General features: G+C 63.4%; 23 protein-coding genes. 7 read left to right on the top strand and 16 right to left on the bottom strand.

The window, feature by feature from the left end:
* The 12 genes from EOD15_RS10115 to EOD15_RS10060 form a co-directional block, all read right to left on the bottom strand.
* The coding region (locus tag EOD15_RS10115; RefSeq protein WP_127408455.1) for a flagellar basal body L-ring protein FlgH at positions 1-546 on the bottom strand (546 nt) is incomplete at its 3' end.
* The gene (locus EOD15_RS10110; protein ID WP_164761897.1) at positions 543-1133 is read right to left on the bottom strand and encodes a MotE family protein; all 591 of its coding nucleotides are present in this window, start codon (positions 1131-1133) and stop codon (positions 543-545) included. The genes EOD15_RS10115 and EOD15_RS10110, both read right to left, overlap by 4 nt.
* A gap of 3 nt (positions 1134-1136) precedes the next feature.
* Entirely contained in the window at positions 1137-2378 is a 1242-nt protein-coding gene (locus EOD15_RS10105) for a flagellar basal body P-ring protein FlgI (RefSeq protein WP_127408454.1), read from the bottom strand.
* Positions 2375-2902, bottom strand: a complete 528-nt coding sequence (gene flgA, locus EOD15_RS10100) for a flagellar basal body P-ring formation chaperone FlgA (protein ID WP_127322707.1) — start codon at positions 2900-2902, stop codon at positions 2375-2377. The genes EOD15_RS10105 and flgA overlap by 4 nt, the downstream gene beginning before the upstream one ends.
* Before the next feature lie 3 nt (positions 2903-2905).
* Positions 2906-3694 (bottom strand): flagellar basal-body rod protein FlgG, encoded by a 789-nt coding sequence (flgG, locus tag EOD15_RS10095; RefSeq protein WP_013529795.1) that lies wholly within the window; start codon positions 3692-3694, stop codon positions 2906-2908.
* A gap of 11 nt (positions 3695-3705) precedes the next feature.
* Positions 3706-4032: a flagellar hook-basal body complex protein FliE gene (locus EOD15_RS10090; RefSeq protein WP_127322706.1), complete on the bottom strand. Its 327-nt coding sequence runs from the start codon at positions 4030-4032 to the stop codon at positions 3706-3708.
* On the bottom strand, positions 4032-4448 hold the full coding sequence (gene flgC, locus EOD15_RS10085; RefSeq protein WP_127322705.1) for a flagellar basal body rod protein FlgC: 417 nt from the start codon (positions 4446-4448) through the stop codon (positions 4032-4034). The genes EOD15_RS10090 and flgC overlap by 1 nt, the downstream gene beginning before the upstream one ends.
* Before the next feature lie 2 nt (positions 4449-4450).
* A complete protein-coding gene (flgB, locus tag EOD15_RS10080) occupies positions 4451-4831 on the bottom strand; it encodes a flagellar basal body rod protein FlgB (protein WP_027038255.1) in 381 nt (126 codons plus the stop codon).
* A 79-nt stretch (positions 4832-4910) separates the two neighbouring features.
* Entirely contained in the window at positions 4911-5750 is an 840-nt protein-coding gene (locus EOD15_RS10075) for a hypothetical protein (protein ID WP_127323108.1), read from the bottom strand.
* On the bottom strand, positions 5737-7140 hold the full coding sequence (gene fliI / locus EOD15_RS10070) for a flagellar protein export ATPase FliI (protein ID WP_127408453.1): 1404 nt from the start codon (positions 7138-7140) through the stop codon (positions 5737-5739). The genes EOD15_RS10075 and fliI overlap by 14 nt, the downstream gene beginning before the upstream one ends.
* A 3-nt stretch (positions 7141-7143) precedes the next feature.
* Complete coding sequence (gene flgF / locus EOD15_RS10065) at positions 7144-7866, bottom strand: flagellar basal-body rod protein FlgF (protein ID WP_127408452.1); 723 nt, start codon at positions 7864-7866, stop codon at positions 7144-7146.
* Between the two features lie 7 nt (positions 7867-7873).
* Positions 7874-8995 carry a DUF1217 domain-containing protein gene (locus EOD15_RS10060; RefSeq protein WP_127320967.1) on the bottom strand — a complete coding sequence of 374 codons (1122 nt, stop codon included), beginning with the start codon at positions 8993-8995 and terminating at the stop codon, positions 7874-7876.
* A gap of 146 nt (positions 8996-9141) precedes the next feature.
* Between EOD15_RS10060 and motA the strand changes: the two genes are divergently transcribed.
* From motA to EOD15_RS10030, 6 genes are read left to right on the top strand one after another with little or no spacing between them, the layout of a single operon-like run.
* Positions 9142-10017: a flagellar motor stator protein MotA gene (gene motA / locus EOD15_RS10055; RefSeq protein WP_127271433.1), complete on the top strand. Its 876-nt coding sequence runs from the start codon at positions 9142-9144 to the stop codon at positions 10015-10017.
* A 32-nt stretch (positions 10018-10049) separates the two neighbouring features.
* Positions 10050-10997, top strand: coding sequence for a FliM/FliN family flagellar motor switch protein (locus tag EOD15_RS10050; RefSeq protein WP_127269588.1), 948 nt, complete (start codon positions 10050-10052; stop codon positions 10995-10997).
* A gap of 16 nt (positions 10998-11013) precedes the next feature.
* A complete protein-coding gene (gene fliN / locus EOD15_RS10045; RefSeq protein WP_023809994.1) occupies positions 11014-11400 on the top strand; it encodes a flagellar motor switch protein FliN in 387 nt (128 codons plus the stop codon).
* Between the two features lie 43 nt (positions 11401-11443).
* A complete protein-coding gene (locus EOD15_RS10040; protein ID WP_027038262.1) occupies positions 11444-12454 on the top strand; it encodes a flagellar motor switch protein FliG in 1011 nt (336 codons plus the stop codon).
* A 9-nt stretch (positions 12455-12463) separates the two neighbouring features.
* Positions 12464-13546, top strand: a complete 1083-nt coding sequence (flhB, locus tag EOD15_RS10035) for a flagellar biosynthesis protein FlhB (protein ID WP_127320968.1) — start codon at positions 12464-12466, stop codon at positions 13544-13546.
* The gene (locus EOD15_RS10030) at positions 13543-13980 is read left to right on the top strand and encodes a hypothetical protein (RefSeq protein ID WP_127268991.1); all 438 of its coding nucleotides are present in this window, start codon (positions 13543-13545) and stop codon (positions 13978-13980) included. The genes flhB and EOD15_RS10030 overlap by 4 nt, the downstream gene beginning before the upstream one ends.
* Positions 13981-14013: 33 nt before the next feature.
* Here the strand turns inward: EOD15_RS10030 and EOD15_RS10025 are convergent, their stop codons facing one another.
* From EOD15_RS10025 to EOD15_RS10010, 4 genes are all read right to left on the bottom strand, one after another.
* Positions 14014-14784 (bottom strand): helix-turn-helix transcriptional regulator, encoded by a 771-nt coding sequence (locus tag EOD15_RS10025; RefSeq protein ID WP_127320969.1) that lies wholly within the window; start codon positions 14782-14784, stop codon positions 14014-14016.
* On the bottom strand, positions 14781-15491 hold the full coding sequence (locus EOD15_RS10020) for a helix-turn-helix transcriptional regulator (RefSeq protein WP_127268993.1): 711 nt from the start codon (positions 15489-15491) through the stop codon (positions 14781-14783). The genes EOD15_RS10025 and EOD15_RS10020 overlap by 4 nt, the downstream gene beginning before the upstream one ends.
* Before the next feature lie 555 nt (positions 15492-16046).
* On the bottom strand, positions 16047-17078 hold the full coding sequence (locus EOD15_RS10015) for a histone deacetylase family protein (RefSeq protein WP_127320971.1): 1032 nt from the start codon (positions 17076-17078) through the stop codon (positions 16047-16049).
* Between the two features lie 26 nt (positions 17079-17104).
* Positions 17105-17866 (bottom strand): TetR/AcrR family transcriptional regulator, encoded by a 762-nt coding sequence (locus EOD15_RS10010; RefSeq protein WP_245463630.1) that lies wholly within the window; start codon positions 17864-17866, stop codon positions 17105-17107.
* A gap of 154 nt (positions 17867-18020) precedes the next feature.
* Here EOD15_RS10010 and EOD15_RS10005 point away from each other — a divergent pair.
* Positions 18021-19111, top strand: a 1091-nt coding sequence (locus EOD15_RS10005; RefSeq protein ID WP_148129518.1) for an amidohydrolase family protein, incomplete at its 3' end; no start/stop codon positions are given.

Below are 19111 nucleotides of genomic sequence, written 5' to 3'. Positions count from 1 at the left end.
CGTCAGCACCCTGAGCTCGGCGTTGACGCGCACTTCCTGCGATCCGGTGATCATCAGATTGCCGTTGGGAAGCACATCGGTGACGATCGCCGCGACATTGAGCTCAAGCGTCTCCGAGCGCTTGATCTCGCCGTCGGCAGTCGTGTCCGTGGTGGAGCTGAGAGCCCCAGCGCCCTTGCCGGCGGTGCTCCACTTGTCCCACTGCGCGCTGAGGTCGTAACCGAGCTTGCGATTGGCGGTGCGGCTCCTGTCGTTCTGGTTCTTGAAGTTGGCCCGATCGTTGATCTTGATCTTGACCGTCAGGATGTCGCCCTGGGACAGCGCCCGCGGGTCGGTGAACAGCCGGCTCTGGCGGTCGTCCCACAACGAGAATTTCTTGACTGGCGCGGGCGGCGTTTGCGGATAGCGATAGAGGGAGCCGGTACTGCCGCCGTCGATGCCGGCGCCGACCGGGGACAGAGCCGGCTCCCTGCCGACCTCCTTGAGGTTGGTTCCGCAACCCGACAGCACGGTGACCGCGCACAGGACAAGTATTTTCCGGATCATGACGGATCTACCCTTCGGGCTGCGCTGGCCATAATGCCGGTGAGCGTCGCCGCCGCCTTCTGGTCCATTTCGTTGAGGATGACGCTCGCCTTGCGTGAATCGAGCTTCATCAATATGGCCGCAGCCAGATCGGCGTTAACGATGGCCAGCCGCTCGGCGGCGGCGTCGGGCTTCATGCCGGCGTAGATCTGGACGACGCCGTCCTCTGCTCGGGCCAGGAAAACCTCGCGTCGCTTCAGCCAGGTCTCGTATTCAGCTTTCTTTGCATCGAGCGCTTTCATGCGCTCGTCAATGCCGGCCTGGAGCTGCTTCAGTTCCTCCGCCTGCAGGACATAGCGGCGGTCGCGGGCGGCGTCGGCGATGTTTGAGCAGAAGCGCTCGATCTCGCTTTGGTCCGGCGCCTTTTCCCGCGTCAATTGCTGCGGCGCCGCTGCCACCGGTGCCCCCGGCAGGACCTGGCGGACCGTCTCCTCGCCGCGCGCAATGTCGCCGGCAAAGGGCAGCGTCGCGAGAATGGCGGTCGCGAGCAGGATCGCGGCTTTGCGGTGTCTGCCGTCATGGCGTGGGAAGGAGCGCGTCATCGGCATCGCCTATTGCAGAACCAGGTCGGCCTGCAGAGCCCCGGCCGACTTGATGCCCTGCAGGATGGCGATGATGCCATCCGGCTTGACGCCGAGGCGGTTGAGGCCGGAAACGAGGGTCTGGAGATCGGGTCCGTCAAGCACGGCAACGCGGGCGTCGGGCCGGCTTGCGTCGATGGCTGTAAACGGTTCGACGGCGGTCTCGCCGTTGGAGAAGGGCTCGGGCTGGACGATGCGCGGCGCTTCGGTGATGCGTACGGTGAGCGTGCCGTGGCTGATGGCGACACGTGAGATCTTGACGTCATTGCCGATGACGATGGTGCCGGTGCGCTCGTCGATCACGACACGGGCCGGCGTGTCGGATTCGACCACCAGATTCTCGATTTCGGCATAGAAGCGCGCCGCCGAGACACCCTTCGGCCTTCTGATCTGCACGGTGCGAGAATCGCGCTCGGCCGCCACTCGCATGCCGAAGCGCTGGCCGGTGTAGTCGTTGATGGCGTCCGCGATGCGGATAGCGGTCGAGAAATCGGGATTGCGCAGTTGCAGCGTCAGGATCGCCTGATCGTCGAATTCGGCCTGGACAGCACGCTCGACGATGGCGCCGTTCGGCACGCGGCCGGAGGTCGGCACGCCTTGCGTCAGCTGCTCGGCCTGTCCCTGGGCGGTAAAGCCGGACACGATGACCGAGCCCTGGCCGACGGCATAGATCTCGCCGTCCGCTGCCTTCAGCGGCGTCATGATCAGCGTGCCGCCGGAAAGCGAGGTCGCGTCGCCCATCGAGGAGACGTCGATGTCGATGCGGGCGCCCGATTGCACGTAGGGCGGCATGTTGGCGGTGACGATGACGGCGGCGACATTCTTGGCGCGTGCACTGCCGCCTTCGGTGGCGATGCCGAGGTTTTCGAGCATCGCGCGGATCGACTGCTCGGTGAATGGCGAGTTGCGCAGGCTGTCGCCCGATCCGGCAAGGCCGATGACCAGGCCGTAGCCGACGAGCTGATTGTCGCGCGAACTCTGCAACTGGGCGATGTCCTTGATGCGCGCGGCCACCTGGCCCGGCGGCAGCGAACTCGGCCCGGTCGAAACCCGGAACATGCGGCTGGTGGTGGCCGGATCATATTCGGGATCGTTGTAGACGCCGCCATTCTTGGCGGCGAGCTCGCGCTTGGCCTTCGACGTCAGGCCGTCGGCCAGCGCCGGCTGCAGGCCAAGCACGGCTGCCAGCATCAGGGTAAGCCCGCGCATCATGACGCGCTGACCTGGATGGTTCCGTCCGCCATCACCGTGCCGGACAGGATTTTGCCGCTGTCGATGTTGCGAACCTTGACGAGGTCGCCCGCGGCTCCCGGCTGCAGCGTCACGGCGGTGGCCGAGATCGTCAGCCCGCCGGCGATGAAGAAGATCTGCACGGAAGCACCCTGTTCGACCAGCCAGGCCTCGCGGATGGCGGTGGAGGGAATGTAGCGGCCGGGCAGCAGCGTGCGCTTGGCGACCTTGCCATCCAGTTCTTCGGCCCGCGTGGCGACCGCCTCCGGCTTGTGCTTGCCGACGACAAGGGTGACCTGTTTCAGGGCAGCCAGGTTGATGGTCTCGCCGGGATAGATAACCCGGCTCGGAATAAGCACCACCTCGCCGACAGCTTGATTGCTGGCGATCCGGGTGGCCGATTGGTTGGCCGACTCCTGGGCAAAAGCCGGCATCGTGCCGGTCACCAGCGCAAGGACGAGCGCGGTGCGGCGGAATGCGGACAGGAGGCCGGGCGTCGACATCATGCGTTACCTGATGTTCTTGGAGACCACGGAGGCCATGTCGTCGGCGGCCTGAATGACCTTGGAGTTCATCTCATAAGCGCGCTGCGCCGAGATCAGCTCGGTGATTTCCTTGACCGGGTCGACGTTGGAGGCTTCGAGATAGCCCTGCTGGATGGTGGCAAAGCCAGGATCGCCAGGCACGCCGACATTCGCCGGCCCCGAAGCCGTGGTTTCCTGGAACAGATTGTCGCCGAGCGGCGCCAGGCCGGCCTCGTTGGCGAAATTGGCGATCTGAAGCTGACCGAGGTTCTGCAGGTCGGTCTGGCCGTCGATGCGGGCGAAGACCTGGCCGGTCTTGTTGACGATGACCTCGACGGCATCCACGGGAACATTGATTGCCGGAATGACGGCAGCGCCGTCGACCGTCACGAGCTGGCCGGTGGCGTTGGTGTTGAGAGCTCCGGCGCGGCTGTAGAGCGTGCCGCCGTCGGCACCCTCGATCTGAAACCAGCCCCTGCCGGTCAGCGCCAGGTCGAAACTGTTGCCGGTGCTGGTCAGCTCGCCCTGGGTGTGCACGTTGCGCACGGCCGTCGTCTTGACGCCGAGACCGATCGAGACGCCCTCCGGCACCAGCGAGGCGTTGGAGCGGTTGGGCACGCCTTGTGTGCGATCGACCTGATAGAGCAGGTCGGAGAATTCGGCACGGGCGCGCTTGTAGCCGGTGGTGTTGATGTTGGCGATGTTGTTGGCGATGACTTCCAGATTTGTCTGCTGGGCATTCATGCCGGTGGCGGCGATGGCGAGTGCTTTCATGGCGGAATTCCTCAGATGCCCATTCGACTGACTTCGAGATAGGCGGAAACCACCTTGTCGCGTATGGCGACGGCGGTCTGAAGCGCCTGCTGCGCGCTCATCACGGCGTCGACCACCTGACGGGTGTCGGCGTCGCCCTTGAGCGCCTGCAACGATACCTGCTCGGCATTCTGCAGCGTGTCGACGGTCTTGGAGGCTGCCTGGCTCAGCGCCTCGGCGAAGGAGGTGCCGATGGTGCCGCCGGCCGAGGGTGTCGCGCCGCCCTGGAGCAGGCTTGTGGCCGCGTCGTCGCCGCCGATCGACGGCTTGAACTGAAGCGCTCCGATACCGCTGATCATTACTGGTTCCTCATCAGGTCGATGGTCATGGAAATCAGGTCGCGGGCCTGCTTGACCACCTGAAGGTTGGCCTCGTAGGAGCGATTGGCCTCGGTCATGTCGGCCATTTCGATCAGCACGTTGACGTTGGGCATCTTGACGTAGCCCTTCTCGTCGGCGGCCTCGTTGCCGGGCTGGAACTCGACTGGAAAGTCGCTGGGGTCTCGATCGATCGAGTTCACTGCAACCGTTGAACTGCCGGAGGCCCGGTCAAGCTCAGAGACGAAGCTGATGGTCTTGCGGCGATAAGGATCGGAGCCGGGCGCGGTGCCGGTCGACTGGGAGTTGGCGAGGTTTTCGGAAACCACGCGCAGGCGCTCCGACTGGGCGCCGAGGCCGGATGCTGCGACTTTGAGGGCTGCGGTCAGTGCGTCCATGGTCAGCTCTTCACCGCCATCATCATCATCGTATGAAACGCCTTGACGATCGCTGTGTTGAGCTCGAAGGAGCGGCGCACCTCGCCGGCTTTCAGCAACTGGTCTTCCAGAACGACCGAGTTCTTGGACGGCATGACGACGCCGTCATTCTCCTGCGGCTTGATGGTGAAGCCGGCATTGGTCGCCGCATTGCCGAGATGGCCGGCCTGGGTCGCCTGCAGCGATACGGCAGCGCGGTCGAGCACCTTTTCGAATGGCTCGACGTCGTTTGCCGTATAACCCGGCGTGTTGGCATTGGCGATGTTGCCGGCGACTGCCGACTGGCGCACGGCCAGCCATTGCGCTTGCTTGGCGGCGAGGTCGAAAAGGGAAACGGGCTCCATGGGAATCTCCGAGCAGGTACCCAGAGACTAGGCCGCCAGTCTTGCGCGGGCCTTGCGGATGGCGGGAGCCGGAGATCGTTTATCTGGAGAGTTCGATCACCCGGTCGGCACTGGTGACCATGACCCATTTGCCGTTGCGCTGCTCGATGGAGGACACCTGACTGGAGTCAGGCAGTATCGAGCCGCGCTGGACGATCCAGAGGCCAGCGTCGTCCTGGATCATGGCACGGCCGTTAGCGACATGAACCATGCGGAATTTCGCCGCGTCGGCTGGAAACGGTTGCTCGTCGGGTGCGGCTGCGGGATTGACATCGTCCCGCACCGTCCCCGTGGCAAGAAGATCGAGATTGGCCGCGGGAATATCCTTCGCCGTCAGCGGCGCGCTGCGTTCCGCGACCACGCCGCCGCCCGCTCGCCCGGAATTGGAGCCGGTGCCGCCGAACTTCATCGCCTGGACGCCAAACTGGTCCTGGTTGAAGAAGATGTACCAGGGAAACAGGGCGCAGATCAGGCCGAGCGTGATGCCGAGCGCGGCTATGACGAAATCGCTGCGTCGGTCGGACTTCTTCTTCAGTCGGGGAAACGGTGCCTTTGGCGGCTGCGGCCATTCGGTGCGCGGGAACAGCCCGTCGATCAGCGAGTCGCGGCTGGCCTGCGTCATCTCGGCAGCCACCGCCTGGGGAGCCCGGGGCAGAGCGGGTTCGACGGGCCTGGCCAGATCAGGATCGGCTTTGCCAACTCGTGGCAGGATTGGCTTGACGGCTCTGGCCAGAACGGCCTCGGCTTTGGCTGCGATGTCACGGGCGGCCTTTGCCTTGGCGGTTCTCGCTTCGTCAGCCTCGGCTTGCTCCACGGCGTTGGCCTCGGCGATCATGTCGCGCAGGATGCGCTCGGTATATTCGCGTTCAGTCTCCGGCATCGGCGTTCAGCTTGCTCTTGAGGTGGCGGGCGAGATCGGAGAACGGGTCGGTCGACGGGCGATCCTTCGGCGCTTGCGTCAGCGCCTCATAGATCAGCGGCACCTGGCGCACGGCGATGTCCAGTTCGGCATCGGCGCCCCCCTGATAGGCCCCAAGCAACCGGATATCGCGCGTGTCCTCGAAGCGCGAGATCATCGACTTCAGCCTTGTCACCAGCGCGCGCTGTTCTACGCTCCAGGCCTTTCCGGCCAACCGCGATATGGACGACAGCGGGTTGACGGGGGGATAGCGACCCTGTTCGGCGATCGTGCGATCGAGCACGACATGGCCGTCGAGGATGCCGCGCACGGAATCGGCGACCGGATCGTTGTGATCGTCGCCGTCGACCAGCACGGAAATGATGGCCGTGATGGATCCTTTGCCTTCCCCGCCCGGCCCGGCGCGTTCGAGCAGCTTGGGCAGTTCGGTGAACACCGAGGCCGGATAACCGCGCGCGACCGGCGGCTCGCCGGTCCCCGTCGCCACCTCACGCAGGGCGTGGGCGAAGCGGGTGATCGAATCCAGCACCAGCAAAACGCGATGCCCCTGGTCGCGGAAATGCTCGGCGACGCGCATGGCGGTGTCCGGCGCACGCCGGCGCATCATGGCGCTTTCGTCGCTGGTGGCGACGACGGCGACGGTCTTGGCCATGCTCTCGCCGATCGTGTCCTCGAGGAATTCACGCACTTCTCGGCCGCGTTCGCCGATGAGCGCCACCACGACGGTATCGAATGCGTCGGCGCCGGCGAGCATGGCGAGCAGCGTCGACTTGCCGACGCCGGAGCCGGCAAAGATGCCAAGGCGCTGGCCGAAACAGAGCGGCGTGAAGATGTCGATGACCTTGACGCCGGTCATGAAGGCAGTGCCGACGCGTTGCCGCGCCATGGCTCCCGGCGTCGTCTGGGCGCCGCGCGATGTGTCGTCTCCCCGGGCGAGCGGCGGGCCGCCATCGATCGTCCTGGTGAGTGCGTCGATGGTGCGGCCGCGCCACGAGGCATGCGGCGCCACCACGAGCGGACCTCGGCGGAAAACGGCATCACCGATGCCGGAATCGGCGCTGCGTTCGAAGGGTGCCACGACGGCCTCGTCGCGGCCGATCTTGACGATCTCGCCGCGCCGCGCACCGGCATCGCCGCGCTGCTCGACGATGTCGCCCAGCCTGGCGAAGCCGGAAAGGCCGTGCACCTTGTAGTGCGTGGGCGTGACTTCGATGACGCGGCCGCCGCGCTTGAGCAGCGCCTCGGCGTCGGCGAAACGCCGCCAGACCCGTTCCAGCGCGGCAAGCCGGTCTTCCGGCGCCGGCTGGAGTTGTCTTTCGAGTGCGCGCAGGGATGGCTGGTCGAGCGACATGGATTATTTCGAGCCGAGCGTCTTGATCGCCTCGTCGGTGGAGGAGTCGGTCTGCCGCATCAGGGCGGCGGTGTTCTCGAAGGCGCGCTGGACCATGATCAGCCTGGTGATCTCCAGCACCGGATTGACATTGGACTCTTCGAGAAAACCCTGGGCGACGCCGATATCCGAGCGATCGGTGACAGGCTCCGGGGTGCGTGTCGGAACGATGCCGGAATTGCCGTAGCGGACGAAGTTCGGGCCTGGGTCGAAATTGTAGAGACCGATCGAGCCGACAAGCTGATCGTTCTGGCGCAACGAACCATCGGCCCCGACCTTGGGTGGGCCGTTGCGGGGATCAAGCTGGATCGGCGAGCCGCCGGCATCGAGCACCGGGTGGCCCTCGATCGACATCAACTCGCCGTTCTCGTTCATCGAAAAGCGGCCGTCGCGGGTCATGACGGTGCCGACCGGCGTCTCTATGGCAAACCAGGCATCGCCCTGGACGGCGAAATCGAAGGGATTTCCGGTCTCGCTCAAGGCACCATGGGCGCCGGAAAGGTAGGTCTTGCCCGGGGAGGCGAAGGATACCGATTTCTGCCCGGTGCCGGAGACGACGTCCTCGAACTTCACGCCGGTGGCGCGAAAGCCGATCGTCGAGGCATTGGCGACGTTGTCGGCGATGGTGTCGAGGCGCCGCTCGAGCGCGATCTGCGACGAAAGGGCGACGTACAGGCTGTCCCGCATGATGGTCTCAGAACCTCAGTTTCTGCATGGCCATCATCAGGTCGGTGGAGATGCCGACTGTGAGTGGCTGGGCAAACAGCACGCTGACCGAGGTGACGGCCGATGAAGTCGGGTGGTTGATCTCGTACATGCTGGTGAAGCGGGTCAGGAACTTGCCGAGTTTTTCGGGGTCGGAGAAATCCGAGATGTCGAGTTTTTGCTCGAACAGCTGCGCCTGCTTGTCGACATCGGCGGTGGCGAAGGAATCGGGCAGGCCGAGCACGGTGCGCACGACACTGGCAAGCGCGGTGTCGGCCAGCACGTCATACCAGCTGGTGATGGTTGGGGCCTTGCGATCGAAGTAAAGCGCCAGCCGCACACCCTGGTTGGCCTGACCGGCATCCTCTTCGAGGGTCTGGCGCATGTATTTGTCGACGGTCGGCTGCTGCGCCGGATTGATGGTAGTGGTGTTTTCGCCATAGGCCTCGAAGTTGAAGGCGGAGGCAAGCGCGGCATAGGTCTTGTCCGTCATCTTGTTGGCGACGCTGTCGGGATCGCGGACGCCGCCCTGCAGAACCCGCTTGATGAGATCCTTGTCCTCCGTCGCCGAGTCGAGACCGAATGACGCCAGCGCGTATGTGTAGAGCCGGTTGTTCGACATCAGATCGTCGATCGACTTCACCTTGGTGATGTTGGCAAGATAGTATGTCGTCTCGCCCTTCACATAGGCCGAATTGGGATCGAGGCCGGCGATCTGGGCCTGGATGGCATAGTTCTTGGTCACCAATTGCTGTGTCTTGTTGTAGATGGTCGCATCGGCGCCGTTGGCGGCGAAGTTGAAGGCGCTGACGAATTCGGCGTAACGCTTGTCGGTCAGCTTGTTGGCGAAGCTGTCGGGATCGGAGACGCCTTCCTTGAGTGCCTTGACCATGAAGGCCTTGGCGTAGTCCATGTCCTCCAGCCCGTAGGCCTTCATGGCATACTTGAACAAACGGTCGTTTTTGACGAAATCATCGATCGATTTCACCTTGGTGATATTCGCGAGATAATATTTGGTGTCGCGATCAACCACGGGCTGCTGCTCGATCCTGTCGATCGATTTTGAAATGTCCTTGGTGATGAGCTGGTAGCTGGTAAAGGTATTGAGCAAAGACGTGCCTCCGGCCGAAGCTATGCCGGCACAATACCCCTACTTCCTTGCGCGAAACTGAATCGCTTCCAAGCCCTCGATTCAAGCCTCACACAAGGCACGGGGACTATCCCTAGCTCCTGATGTGAAATGCGGAAGGACCTGTCGTGGGCATTCTGATTGGACTGGTGGTAACGCTCGGCTGCGTCCTTGGCGGCTTCATGGCCATGGGCGGCCATCTTCACGTGCTGATCCAGCCATGGGAGGTCGTGATCATCTGTGGTGCGGCTTTTGGCACCTTCCTCGTTGCCAATCCGATGAAGACGGTCAAGGACACCGGCAAGGCCATTCTCGAAGCCTTCAAGCAGGCGGTGCCGAAGGAACAGGACTATCTCGAGACGCTCGGCGTGCTGCACTCGCTGATGCGCGAGCTGCGGTCGAAATCCCGCAGCGAGGTCGAGGCGCATATCGACAATCCAGAAGAGTCGGCGATTTTCCAGGCGTTCCCAACCGTGCTGCACAATCATGACCTGACGCATTTCATCTGCGACTACTGCCGTATCATCATCATCGGCAATGCCCGCTCGCACGAGATCGAGGCGCTGATGGACGAAGAGATCCAGACCATCAGGTCCGACAAGATGAAGGCCTATCACGCGATGGTGGCGGTGGGCGATGGCCTGCCGGCGCTCGGCATCGTCGCCGCCGTGCTCGGCGTGGTCAAGGCGATGGGCGCGCTCGACCAGTCGCCGGAAATCCTCGGCGGTCTGATCGGTGCCGCACTTGTCGGAACGTTCCTCGGCATCTTCCTGTCCTATTCGGTGGTCGGGCCGGTCGCCACCAAGATCAAGACGGTGCGCGAGAAGAAGAACCGCCTCTATATCATCGTCAAGCAGACACTGCTGGCCTACATGAACGGTGCGCTGCCGCAGGTGGCGATCGAGTTCGGCCGCAAGACCATCTCGTCCTATGAACGGCCGACGATCGATGCCGTCGAACAGAGCACGATGAATACCGGTGCCGTCGAAAAGAAGGCCGCCTGAACGATGCGCGACAGATCGGTCCCGGCATTGTCATGACCAGTCCAGGCAGCCCAGCGGAAGCGCGCTCGCTGATCATCGAGCGTCTGGTCGGCGACAGCGGCGAAGCCGCCCAGGTCATCGACGCTGGCCGGGCCATGGCCGAACGCGCCGTGCCGCTACTGCAGAAAAGCCTGACCAGCGAGCTTGGCGTTCCGGTTGTCGTAGATCTCAAAGCGATCGAGGTCAGCCGCGTTCCCGAGGCGCGTTCGCGTGCCGGCGACACGTTTGCCATGACCGTGATCGGCTCGTCGGCGTCCTCTGATGCGATGACCCTGGTGATCGATGCTCCGGCGATCGCGATCATGGTCTGCACGCTGTTCGGCGGCGACCCGGATCTGCCGGCATCGCCGATCGAACGCGATCTGTCGCAGATCGAAATCGATGTTTCGACCATGGTGTTCCAGCAGGTCGCGCAGGCCCTCAACGGATCGGGAAAGCGCTCGCTCGACCTGCGCCTGCCCGCGCCGCGAGCAATGTCCGGCACCGAGGCGAAGCGGTATGTGCTGCGCGATGGCGCGGCAATCCGCATCGTGCTTGGCATCTCGACGCCGGCCGATAGTGGCACCGTCACGGTGACGATGCCGCAGCGCGTCGTGCTGGCCAGCCGCGACGGAGCCGTGCCTGTCAGCGACGACGATCACGGCCCCAGCTGGCGCGCCCGCTTTTCGGAAGAGGTGATGCGCTCCACCGTGGCGCTCGAGGCCACGATGCCGCTGGCGCGGCTGACGCTCGGCGATCTCGCCGGTTTCGAAATCGGCGACGTCATCGAATTCGAGGAGACGGCCCAGTCCCAGGCGCGTCTCAGCGCACGGGGCAAGACGCTGTTCGTATGCGAGTTCGGCAAACTGGGACAGAATTACACCGTCCGGATCAGGCATCCTTACGACGCCGGGCAGGACTTTATCGACGGGCTGATGCCGGCTGCCGCCGGACGCGCCTGAGCATTTGGAGACGATCATGGCCAAAACCAAGGCGGAAGCCGACCTCGACCAGCCGGACGAGCAACTCGATCGCGCCATCGAAGAGTTGCGCGGTGTCCTGCATGAAGAGGAGCAACGCCCCGATGCGGCCTTCAGGGCGGCCTCATCAGCCAATTCGAGCGTGATCATGAACATCCCCGTCGATGTCCAGATCATCCTCGGCAGCACCGAGATGCCGGTCTCCGATCTGATGGCGCTGCAAAAAGGGTCGACCGTGGCGCTCAATCGCCGCATCGGCGAACCTGTCGACGTCGTGGTCAACGGCCGCAAGATCGCGCGCGGCGAGATCACCGTGCTGGAAAGCGATCCGTCGCGGTTCGGCATCAGGCTGACCGAAATCATCGCCGGCACGAAGGGCGCCTAGACATGGTTTGCGGGGCTTGCCGGTGGCAGCGGAGGCGAGTGGCATGACGACGCCGGTGACCTTGACCCGCGCGCAGAAGGCGGCCGCCATACTTGTGGCGATGGGCAAGCCGTCGGCCAGCCGCCTGCTGAAATTCTTCAAGCAGGAAGAACTGAAGGCCCTGATCGAGGGCGCCCGCCTGCTGCGGACGATTCCGCAAAGCGATCTTGAGCGCATCGTCGCCGAGTTCGAGGCCGAGTTCACGGAAGGGGCGGGATTGCTCGATTCCGCCGACAGGATGGACACCATCCTCAACGAATCGCTCTCGCCCGAAGAGATGAGCGCGATCATGGGCGACAAGAAATTCGAGGTCGCACCGGAAGGCCCGCCGCCGATCTGGCCCGAACTCGAAAAGCTCGAACCGGCGCGGCTTGGTGCCTTCCTGGCCGGCGAGCATCCGCAGACGGCGGCCATGGTGTTGTCGAAGCTGGCGCCGCAGGTGGCGGCCAACGTGCTGCTGACACTGACCAAGCCGATGCGTGGAGAAATCATCAAGCGCATGGTGACGATGGCCAATGTTCCCGACGCTGCCGCCAGGATCGTCGAAAACCGGCTGCGCACCAGCGTGCTGGCGGAAACCTCGACCAAGGACACCTCGGCCGGGCAGGCGCGTGTCGCCAGCGTTCTCAACGAACTCGACAAGCCGCTGCTCGAGGAAGTCATGCAGGATCTGGAAGCCGCCGGCACGCCTGATCTCGACGGTGTGAGGGCCCGCCTGTTTGCTTTCGACGATTTGCCGCTGCTCACCCAGAAAGCGCGGGTGCTGCTGTTCGACGGGCTGTCGACGGAGTTGGTCACGCTGGCCCTGCGCGGCACTTCGGCCGCACTCGCAGAATCGGTGCTGTCGGCCATCGGCGCCCGCTCGCGGCGCATGATCGAAGCCGAACTCGGACAGGGCTCGGACGGGGTCCCTCTCGCCGACATCACGGCGGCCCGCAAGACGATCGTTACGACGACGATCCGGCTGTCGCGCGAAGGCGCCTTCGAACTGCCCTCGACCCAAGACGCCGCCTAAGGCCGCGCCATGGCTGACGCGGTCGACAAGGATTCGAAAACCGAAGAGGCGACGGAAAAGAAGATCCGCGACACCATCGAACAGGGCAAACTGCCCCATTCGCGGGAGACAGCGCTCCTTGCCTCGTTCGTTGCCATCCTGGTGTTCACCGTCTTCTACGCCAAGGATGCGATCATCGATCTCGGCATGTTCCTGTCGATGTTCCTGGAGAAGCCGGAAGCCTGGCCGATGGATACCGAGACCGACGTCATCGCGCTCTACAAGATCGTCCTCCTCGAGGTTGGCCGCGCCGTCCTGAGCCTGATGGTGCTGCTGACCGTCGCCGGCATCGGCGCCTCGGTGTTCCAGAACATGCCGCAATTCGTAGGCGAGCGGATCCGGCCGCAACTCTCGCGCATTTCGATCGCCAAGGGATGGAACAGGCTGTTCGGCATCCAGGGTTGGGTCGAGTTCCTGAAGTCACTAGGCAAGGTCGGGTTTGCCATCGTCGTGCTGAGCTTCACGCTGTCGGAAGACCACCGAAAGCTGCTCGCCGGGATGATCACCAATCCGGTCGCCTTCGGTCTCGTCATCCGCGGCATCGCCGTCGACATCCTGGTGGCGATCGTCTTCGTCATGGGGCTGATCGCGGCAATCGACATCGTCTGGTCGCGCTTCCACTGGAAGCAGGATCTGCGCATGAGCAAGCAGGAGGTCAAGGACGAGTTCAAACAGTCCGAGGGCGACCCGATCGTCAAGTCGCGGCTGCGCTCGCTGGCGCGCGACCGGGCGCGCAAGCGGATGATGACGGCGGTGCCGCGCGCGACGCTGATCATCGCCAACCCAACGCACTTCTCGATCGCGCTGAAATATGTGCGCGACGAGGACTCGGCACCCATGGTGCTGGCCAAGGGGCAGGATCTGGTGGCGCTGAAAATCCGCGAGATCGCGCGGGAACACAACATCCCGGTCTTCGAGGACGTGGCGCTCGCCCGCTCCATGTACAAGCAAGTTTCGGTCGATAGTGTGATCCCGTCACAATTCTACCAGGCCGTCGCCGAACTGGTGCGGATCGTCTACTCGAAAAAGGCTGAGCGCAGACAGATTTCATGAACCGGCAACCACACGCAAAATCTCGCGAGATCATCGTCGCCAGCGCCATCGAGCAGGTGGTGGGGGAACTCAGGCTGATCGATGTCGCCGACTACATCGCCTTTATCCGGCTGGAGCATTTCGCGTGCCTGTCGGACCTGGTCGATTCAGCGGTCGAGTTGTTCTTCATGCCGGGCACTCTGCGGCTCGGCCATGGCGGCGAGGCGCATGTCGACTGGAGCGGCAGCCCGCGCATCGTGCTCGATCTGGAACTGAGGCCGCCCGGCGTCACCGTCTATTTCCAGCTGACGCTGAGCGAGCTCGGCGCTTCGGTGGCGGTCAACTACGTGTCGTTCGAGAAGCCGGGCGAAGACCCGGAGCACAATACGGCGCTGCTCGAGGCGGTGATCGAACAGGCGCGCATCCGCAAGGTCGAGCCGCTCGCCTATCGCTGACGTCGGTCGCTATCGAGCTGCCTGTCGAAAACCCTATTCGATCAAGCCCAGCCGCAGCGCCTTGGCCACGGCCTGGTTGCGATTGACGGCGTTGAGCTTCTGGGTCGATTGGGTCAGATACTGGTTAGCGGTGTGCACCGATAGTTTCAGGAGCCGCGCGATCTCTTCGCTGGTGTTGCCGTTGGCGGTCAGCTTAAGGCATTCGAGCTCGCGCTTGGAGATTGCCCGCATGCGGCCGGTATCGCCCGGACGGATGCGGGCGACGGCGGCGAACAGCGAAAAGCAGCGGGCGTGTATTTCGTAGAGCGCATCCTGCTGCAAGGTCATCTCCGAGCCCAGGAATACGACAAGACCGCATTGGCCGCGGTCGGCGTGCACGGGAAAAGCGATGCCGCTGGTTCCGGGCACCAGCGCCGCCATCTGCTCGGTCCAGGCGAGATTGCCAAACAGCTCCGCCATGGCGGCGACGCCGTCATCCGTCCACCAGCGCGGCTCGGTCGAGAGGCGGGTGTGGCGCACGATCTCCTCGCCGTTGGCGCCTGAGATGAACTTGGTCGCCACGGCAATGCCCGGATAGTCGGAATCAAAGCATGGCACGAGCCGCGCCCGCTCGGGCGAGGGGCTTACGAAGAAGAGGCCGAAAGCCGAGGCATTCATGTCAACGGCGATCCAGCGGCAGCGGCGCACGGCATCGGGAATGGTGACCGCGTGATGGGTTTCGGAGCCAAGGGTGAAGGCTCCGAACGGGTTGCGCTGCTCGTTGAAAAGGGCTTCGGCCGTTTCCTTGATATCGGCGTGTTTCAAATGATGCCGCTCCTGATCGCCGTGGCGATGGCCATCGCGCGGTTGCTGGCCGCGAATTTCTGGATGGCGTGGGTGATGTAGCTGTTGACGGTGTTGGAGGAGACGCCAAGGATGACGGCGACCTCGTCGGTGGTCTTGCCTTCGGAAACCCAGAACAGGCATTCGCGCTCGCGATCCGACAACGGATCCTGCATGGCGGCAGCGGCAATCAGTTGCGGGATGTGCGAGAGCGCGTAGCAGCATTTCAGTTGCGCCCGCATCAACGCCGGCTGGTCGATGCTGCCGGCGGTCGCCGCAGAGAACAGGGCGAACAGGCGCTGGCGACCGACATTAAGGCGCAGCGAATAGATTTCGGCATGGCCGAGCACGTCGAGAAGGCGGGCTTCCTCTCCGGTGATCAATCCGTCTGTTTCTGGTGCCCGGGATGCCACGAGCGGATGTGGACGGATACCTGGCGCGACGGTGAGCGCGCCTTGCGCGAGCCCGGCGATCAGCCGCTTGCCGATCAGCTCGATGGCATCGAAAATCCAGTTGGAGGAGACGATGCGCGCATCGTTGCGGTCCTGGTCGTGGACAATGGCGACCAACATGTAGCTGTCGGCCCCGATCTCGGCGGTCAGTTGCATGAAAAAGCTGGTGAGATCGCCGCGCGACGTCAGGCGCGAGCCCAATGTGTCGGATTGAAGAAGTGCGGCGGGACTGCTCATTCTTGTTGCTTTTGGCCGGAATCGTTTCTGCTGTCCGGATGCTGGAAGCCAGCCGCCGAACCCGAATACGCATTACTTTGACGAAGACACACGCGTGGCGCAGGGCTGCGCCGAACCAAATCCCGAATCCATTCAGGGAACGCAAAGCCGTCCGCGTCTGGTGCCGGAAAAGCTCCGGAACAAGAGACTTTGGGTGGTCGCCGCGCCCCCCAAGGACCGGCTGATTCGGGTCTAATCTACCCGCAGTTGAATCTGACATCAAACGCGATTTGACAAAATCGAATCCGGTGGACTCACGTGCGACTCAGAGGTCGGTTTTCGCGCCTCGGACAGAAGACCGGGGCGCGAAAACCTTCGCCGGCCATTTCGGCGGCCGGTCGATTTCGCCAGGCTCGGGAGTATTTGAATGGACGGGCGCGCCGGTTGCTGGTGCCGAATACTAGGGCCTTGGCCCGACAGTGGGAGCCGGGCGATGTTGCCGCCCGGTCCCGGTGGCCTTTTGCTTATGCCTGTCGTTGTCCCAAAACCGCTAGATGCTCCGGGAACGACAGGCATTTACCGATCCTCGAACCCGGTCAGCACGCCGACCGCGTTGATGCCGATCTCCTCGACGGCATAGCCGCCTTCCATGACGAACAGCGTCGGCAGGCCGAGCCCGCCGATGCGGCGGCCGATCTTTGGATAATCAGATGTCTTCAGCTTGAACTGGCTGATCGGGTCCTTCTCGAACGTATCGACACCCAGCGAGACGATGACGACATCCGGTGCATAAGCGGTGAGCCTGGCGCAGGCATCCTCGAGCGAGGCGTTCCATGCATCCCAGTCGGTGCCGAAGGGCATCGGATAGTTGATGTTGAAGCCTTCGCCGGCACCCGCGCCGCGTTCGTCGGCATGGCCGAGGAAGAACGGGTACTCGACCATCGGATCGCCATGCAGATTGAGCACCTGGACGTCGGCACGGTCGTAGAAGATCTCCTGCGTGCCGTTGCCGTGGTGATAGTCGACATCGAGGATCGAGATGCGTTTGGCGCCCTGGTCGCGGAACCATTGCGCGGCGACGGCGGCGTTGTTGATGTAGCAATAGCCGCCCATGAAGCCAGCCCCGGCATGGTGGCCGGGCGGACGGCAGAGCGCGAAGGCGGAAGCCTCGCCATCCTTGACCAGGCCGGCGGCGGTCAGCGCCACGTCGTAGGAAGACTTGATCGCCGTCCAGGTACCTTCGACGAAGGTGGCGCCGGCATCGAAGGAATAATAGCCGAGCAGTGCGTCGACGCGCTTTGGCGGCACGTCGCCGCGCAGGCCGCGCGTCGGCCAGGTGAAGGGCATCGCCGTGCCCGTGAGGCCTGCTTGCAGCCATTGCGGCCAGACCGTCGGGAGAAAGTCGATATAGTCCGATTTGTGGATGCGCTTGGCGGCGGCGAGGTCATGTTCGTGCGGCGCGATGATGGGACCTAGTTTCTCGCTTTCGACCCGTGCCTTGATGAATTCGGCCCTCGATGGCTTTTCGAAACCCGGCACGATGGCTGATGTGACCAGTTCCATTTGGCCGGCATGGCCGGCGTGAAGGGGGGAGAAAACAGTCTTCATAAATTCCTCTCGAAGTGCGAAATCAGTCAAGATTCAAGATTGAGATAAGGGCTCACCAGAGCGAGCCACATTCTTTCCACATCATCCTCGATGAGGTCGTATGTCTTGCGGTCGCTTTTCAGCCCGACAAGCCGGCAGGCGTGCCCGACGTCCATCATCAGCACGCCGAGCCGGCTGGCGATCTTGTTCTCAAGCGCCGGGTTCACGTGCTGCAGCCATGCGGCGTAGAGCGCGATGATCTGCTCGTCATATTCGTTCTGGATCGGCCTGAGGTCGGCGTTGCCTGAAATGGCCTCGATCACCGGCATCAGGCTGGCGTTTTCGAGGTAGAGTCTGGACGTGTCGATGAAGAGCTTGCGCACTTCGCGCCGAAACTCTTCACGGTTGGTGGGCGGGGCGACCTTGATACGCTTGGCGATCACCTCGGGGAAGGATGACAGCCAGCGCCGGGCGAGGTCCAGAAGAATGGCTTCCTTGTTGGGGAAGTATTGGTAGATCGAACCAACCGACAAGCCTGCGCGCTGCGCAATGGCGAGCGTTGTCGGCGTCTTGGTTCCTTGCTCCCGCGTCAAGACCAGCGCTGCGTCGAGAATCCGGTCGACCACCTTGCTGGAGCGTTGTTGCCGCGGCTGTTTGCGCGGTTCGAGCGCTATCCTGGTTTTGCGGTCGAGACTGCGCTTCACGGCTTGATGTCCTCGTTCCCCGCCCGGTCTCAACATGGTGGGAGCTTGCTGTCCACAATACATTCCAGATTCGGTATGTTGACAAACGCGAATAATCAGTCGCATTCTTTATCCATGCTGCCTCTTGGGATGACAAGGGGAATTTCCAAGACAGCGCGCTGGCATTCTTTTTCGTCCCATGGCGCCGCTCCGGTGGAGTGGCAGGTCGTTGGACAAGAGGTTGTCGGTCTCAGTCAGTCGTCAAAAGCGCGGAGTCGCGATGTCTGTCACAGGTGCGGGTCACAATGCGGATCTGATCGTCATCAATGGTCGTGTACTGACCATCGACGACGACAATCCCACCGCCGAGGCTGTCGCCGTCAAGGATGGCGCAATCGTCGCCATCGGCAGCCGCGCCTCCATCGAAGAGTTCAAGGGACCGGCCACCAGGGTCATCGACGCCAAGGGCGGTTCGGTGGTCCCGGGGTTCATCGAAGCCCATATGCATCTGTTTTCGGGCGGGGCTGAACTTGCCCACCTTCAACTCACCGGTATTCATGGCTTCGAGGCGCTGCAGAAGGCGATCCGCGACTATGCGCCGACCCGGCCCGACGCGAAGATGCTGGTCGGCCAGGGCGTCGACTACACCGTGCTCGGCAGCGAGCGCGTGACGCGCCATCACCTCGACGCCATTTTGCCCGATCGCCCGTTCTGCATGGCGGCGCCCGACCATCACACCATGTGGGCCAACACCAAGGCGCTGGAAATGGCCGGCATCCTGCAGGGGCGCACGCTTGGTCCGGGCAATGAGATCGTCATGGGTGACGATGGTCTGGCCGCCGGTGAATTGCGCGAAGGCGAGGCCTTTGGCCCGGTGCTCGATCTTGCCGGCGAAGGCCGGGTGCGGCTGGGGCTGTCGACCGGCGGCGAGCCGGACCCGATGCCGACGACGGCGGAGCGGGACGCCGACCGCGACATCATGCGGCGCGGGCTCGCCTGGTGCGCCCGCCACGGCATCACCTCGATCCAGAACATGGACGGCAATCTCTATCAGCTTGAGCTGCTGGCCGAGATCGACGCCGAGGAAGGCTTGCCCTGCCGCGTCAAGATCCCGTTCCACTACAAGAATTTCATGACGCTCGACATGCTCGACAAGGCGTCTGATATGGCCGAACGCTACAACAGCGAATGGCTGTCGTCGGGCATGGTCAAGGTGTTCTACGACGGCGTTCTCGATTCCTGGACAGCTGTCATGGTCGAGCCTTATGCCGACCGGCTCGACTGGGTGGGCGAGCCGCTGTTCACGCCGCAACAGTTCATCGATCTGGCCGTCGCCGATCGAATGCACGGCGATCTGCAGCCCGCGTCTGT

This window comes from Mesorhizobium sp. M7A.T.Ca.US.000.02.2.1 (assembly GCF_003996995.1).
Lineage (GTDB): Bacteria > Pseudomonadota > Alphaproteobacteria > Rhizobiales > Rhizobiaceae > Mesorhizobium.
The sequence above is the reverse complement of the archived record's forward strand: the minus strand, read 5'-3'. Positions and strand labels throughout refer to the sequence as shown.

What these genes read in the sequence shown, in the direction of transcription:
- EOD15_RS10020 (WP_127268993.1), bottom strand. Translation starts at nt 15,491, where the DNA reads ATGAGCAGTCCCGCCGCACTTCTTCAATCCGACACATTGGGCTCGCGC.
- EOD15_RS10090 (WP_127322706.1), bottom strand. Translation starts at nt 4,032, where the DNA reads ATGATCAGCGGTATCGGAGCGCTTCAGTTCAAGCCGTCGATCGGCGGC.
- flgF (WP_127408452.1), bottom strand. Translation starts at nt 7,866, where the DNA reads ATGCGGGACAGCCTGTACGTCGCCCTTTCGTCGCAGATCGCGCTCGAG.
- EOD15_RS10030 (WP_127268991.1), top strand. Translation starts at nt 13,543, where the DNA reads ATGAACCGGCAACCACACGCAAAATCTCGCGAGATCATCGTCGCCAGC.
- fliI (WP_127408453.1), bottom strand. Translation starts at nt 7,140, where the DNA reads ATGTCGCTCGACCAGCCATCCCTGCGCGCACTCGAAAGACAACTCCAG.
- flgA (WP_127322707.1), bottom strand. Translation starts at nt 2,902, where the DNA reads ATGATGTCGACGCCCGGCCTCCTGTCCGCATTCCGCCGCACCGCGCTC.
- EOD15_RS10110 (WP_164761897.1), bottom strand. Translation starts at nt 1,133, where the DNA reads ATGCCGATGACGCGCTCCTTCCCACGCCATGACGGCAGACACCGCAAA.
- flgB (WP_027038255.1), bottom strand. Translation starts at nt 4,831, where the DNA reads ATGGAGCCCGTTTCCCTTTTCGACCTCGCCGCCAAGCAAGCGCAATGG.
- EOD15_RS10015 (WP_127320971.1), bottom strand. Translation starts at nt 17,078, where the DNA reads ATGAAGACTGTTTTCTCCCCCCTTCACGCCGGCCATGCCGGCCAAATG.
- EOD15_RS10050 (WP_127269588.1), top strand. Translation starts at nt 10,050, where the DNA reads ATGACCAGTCCAGGCAGCCCAGCGGAAGCGCGCTCGCTGATCATCGAG.
- EOD15_RS10040 (WP_027038262.1), top strand. Translation starts at nt 11,444, where the DNA reads ATGACGACGCCGGTGACCTTGACCCGCGCGCAGAAGGCGGCCGCCATA.
- fliN (WP_023809994.1), top strand. Translation starts at nt 11,014, where the DNA reads ATGGCCAAAACCAAGGCGGAAGCCGACCTCGACCAGCCGGACGAGCAA.
- EOD15_RS10105 (WP_127408454.1), bottom strand. Translation starts at nt 2,378, where the DNA reads ATGATGCGCGGGCTTACCCTGATGCTGGCAGCCGTGCTTGGCCTGCAG.
- flgG (WP_013529795.1), bottom strand. Translation starts at nt 3,694, where the DNA reads ATGAAAGCACTCGCCATCGCCGCCACCGGCATGAATGCCCAGCAGACA.
- EOD15_RS10010 (WP_245463630.1), bottom strand. Translation starts at nt 17,866, where the DNA reads ATGCGACTGATTATTCGCGTTTGTCAACATACCGAATCTGGAATGTAT.
- EOD15_RS10075 (WP_127323108.1), bottom strand. Translation starts at nt 5,750, where the DNA reads ATGCCGGAGACTGAACGCGAATATACCGAGCGCATCCTGCGCGACATG.
- flgC (WP_127322705.1), bottom strand. Translation starts at nt 4,448, where the DNA reads ATGGACGCACTGACCGCAGCCCTCAAAGTCGCAGCATCCGGCCTCGGC.
- flhB (WP_127320968.1), top strand. Translation starts at nt 12,464, where the DNA reads ATGGCTGACGCGGTCGACAAGGATTCGAAAACCGAAGAGGCGACGGAA.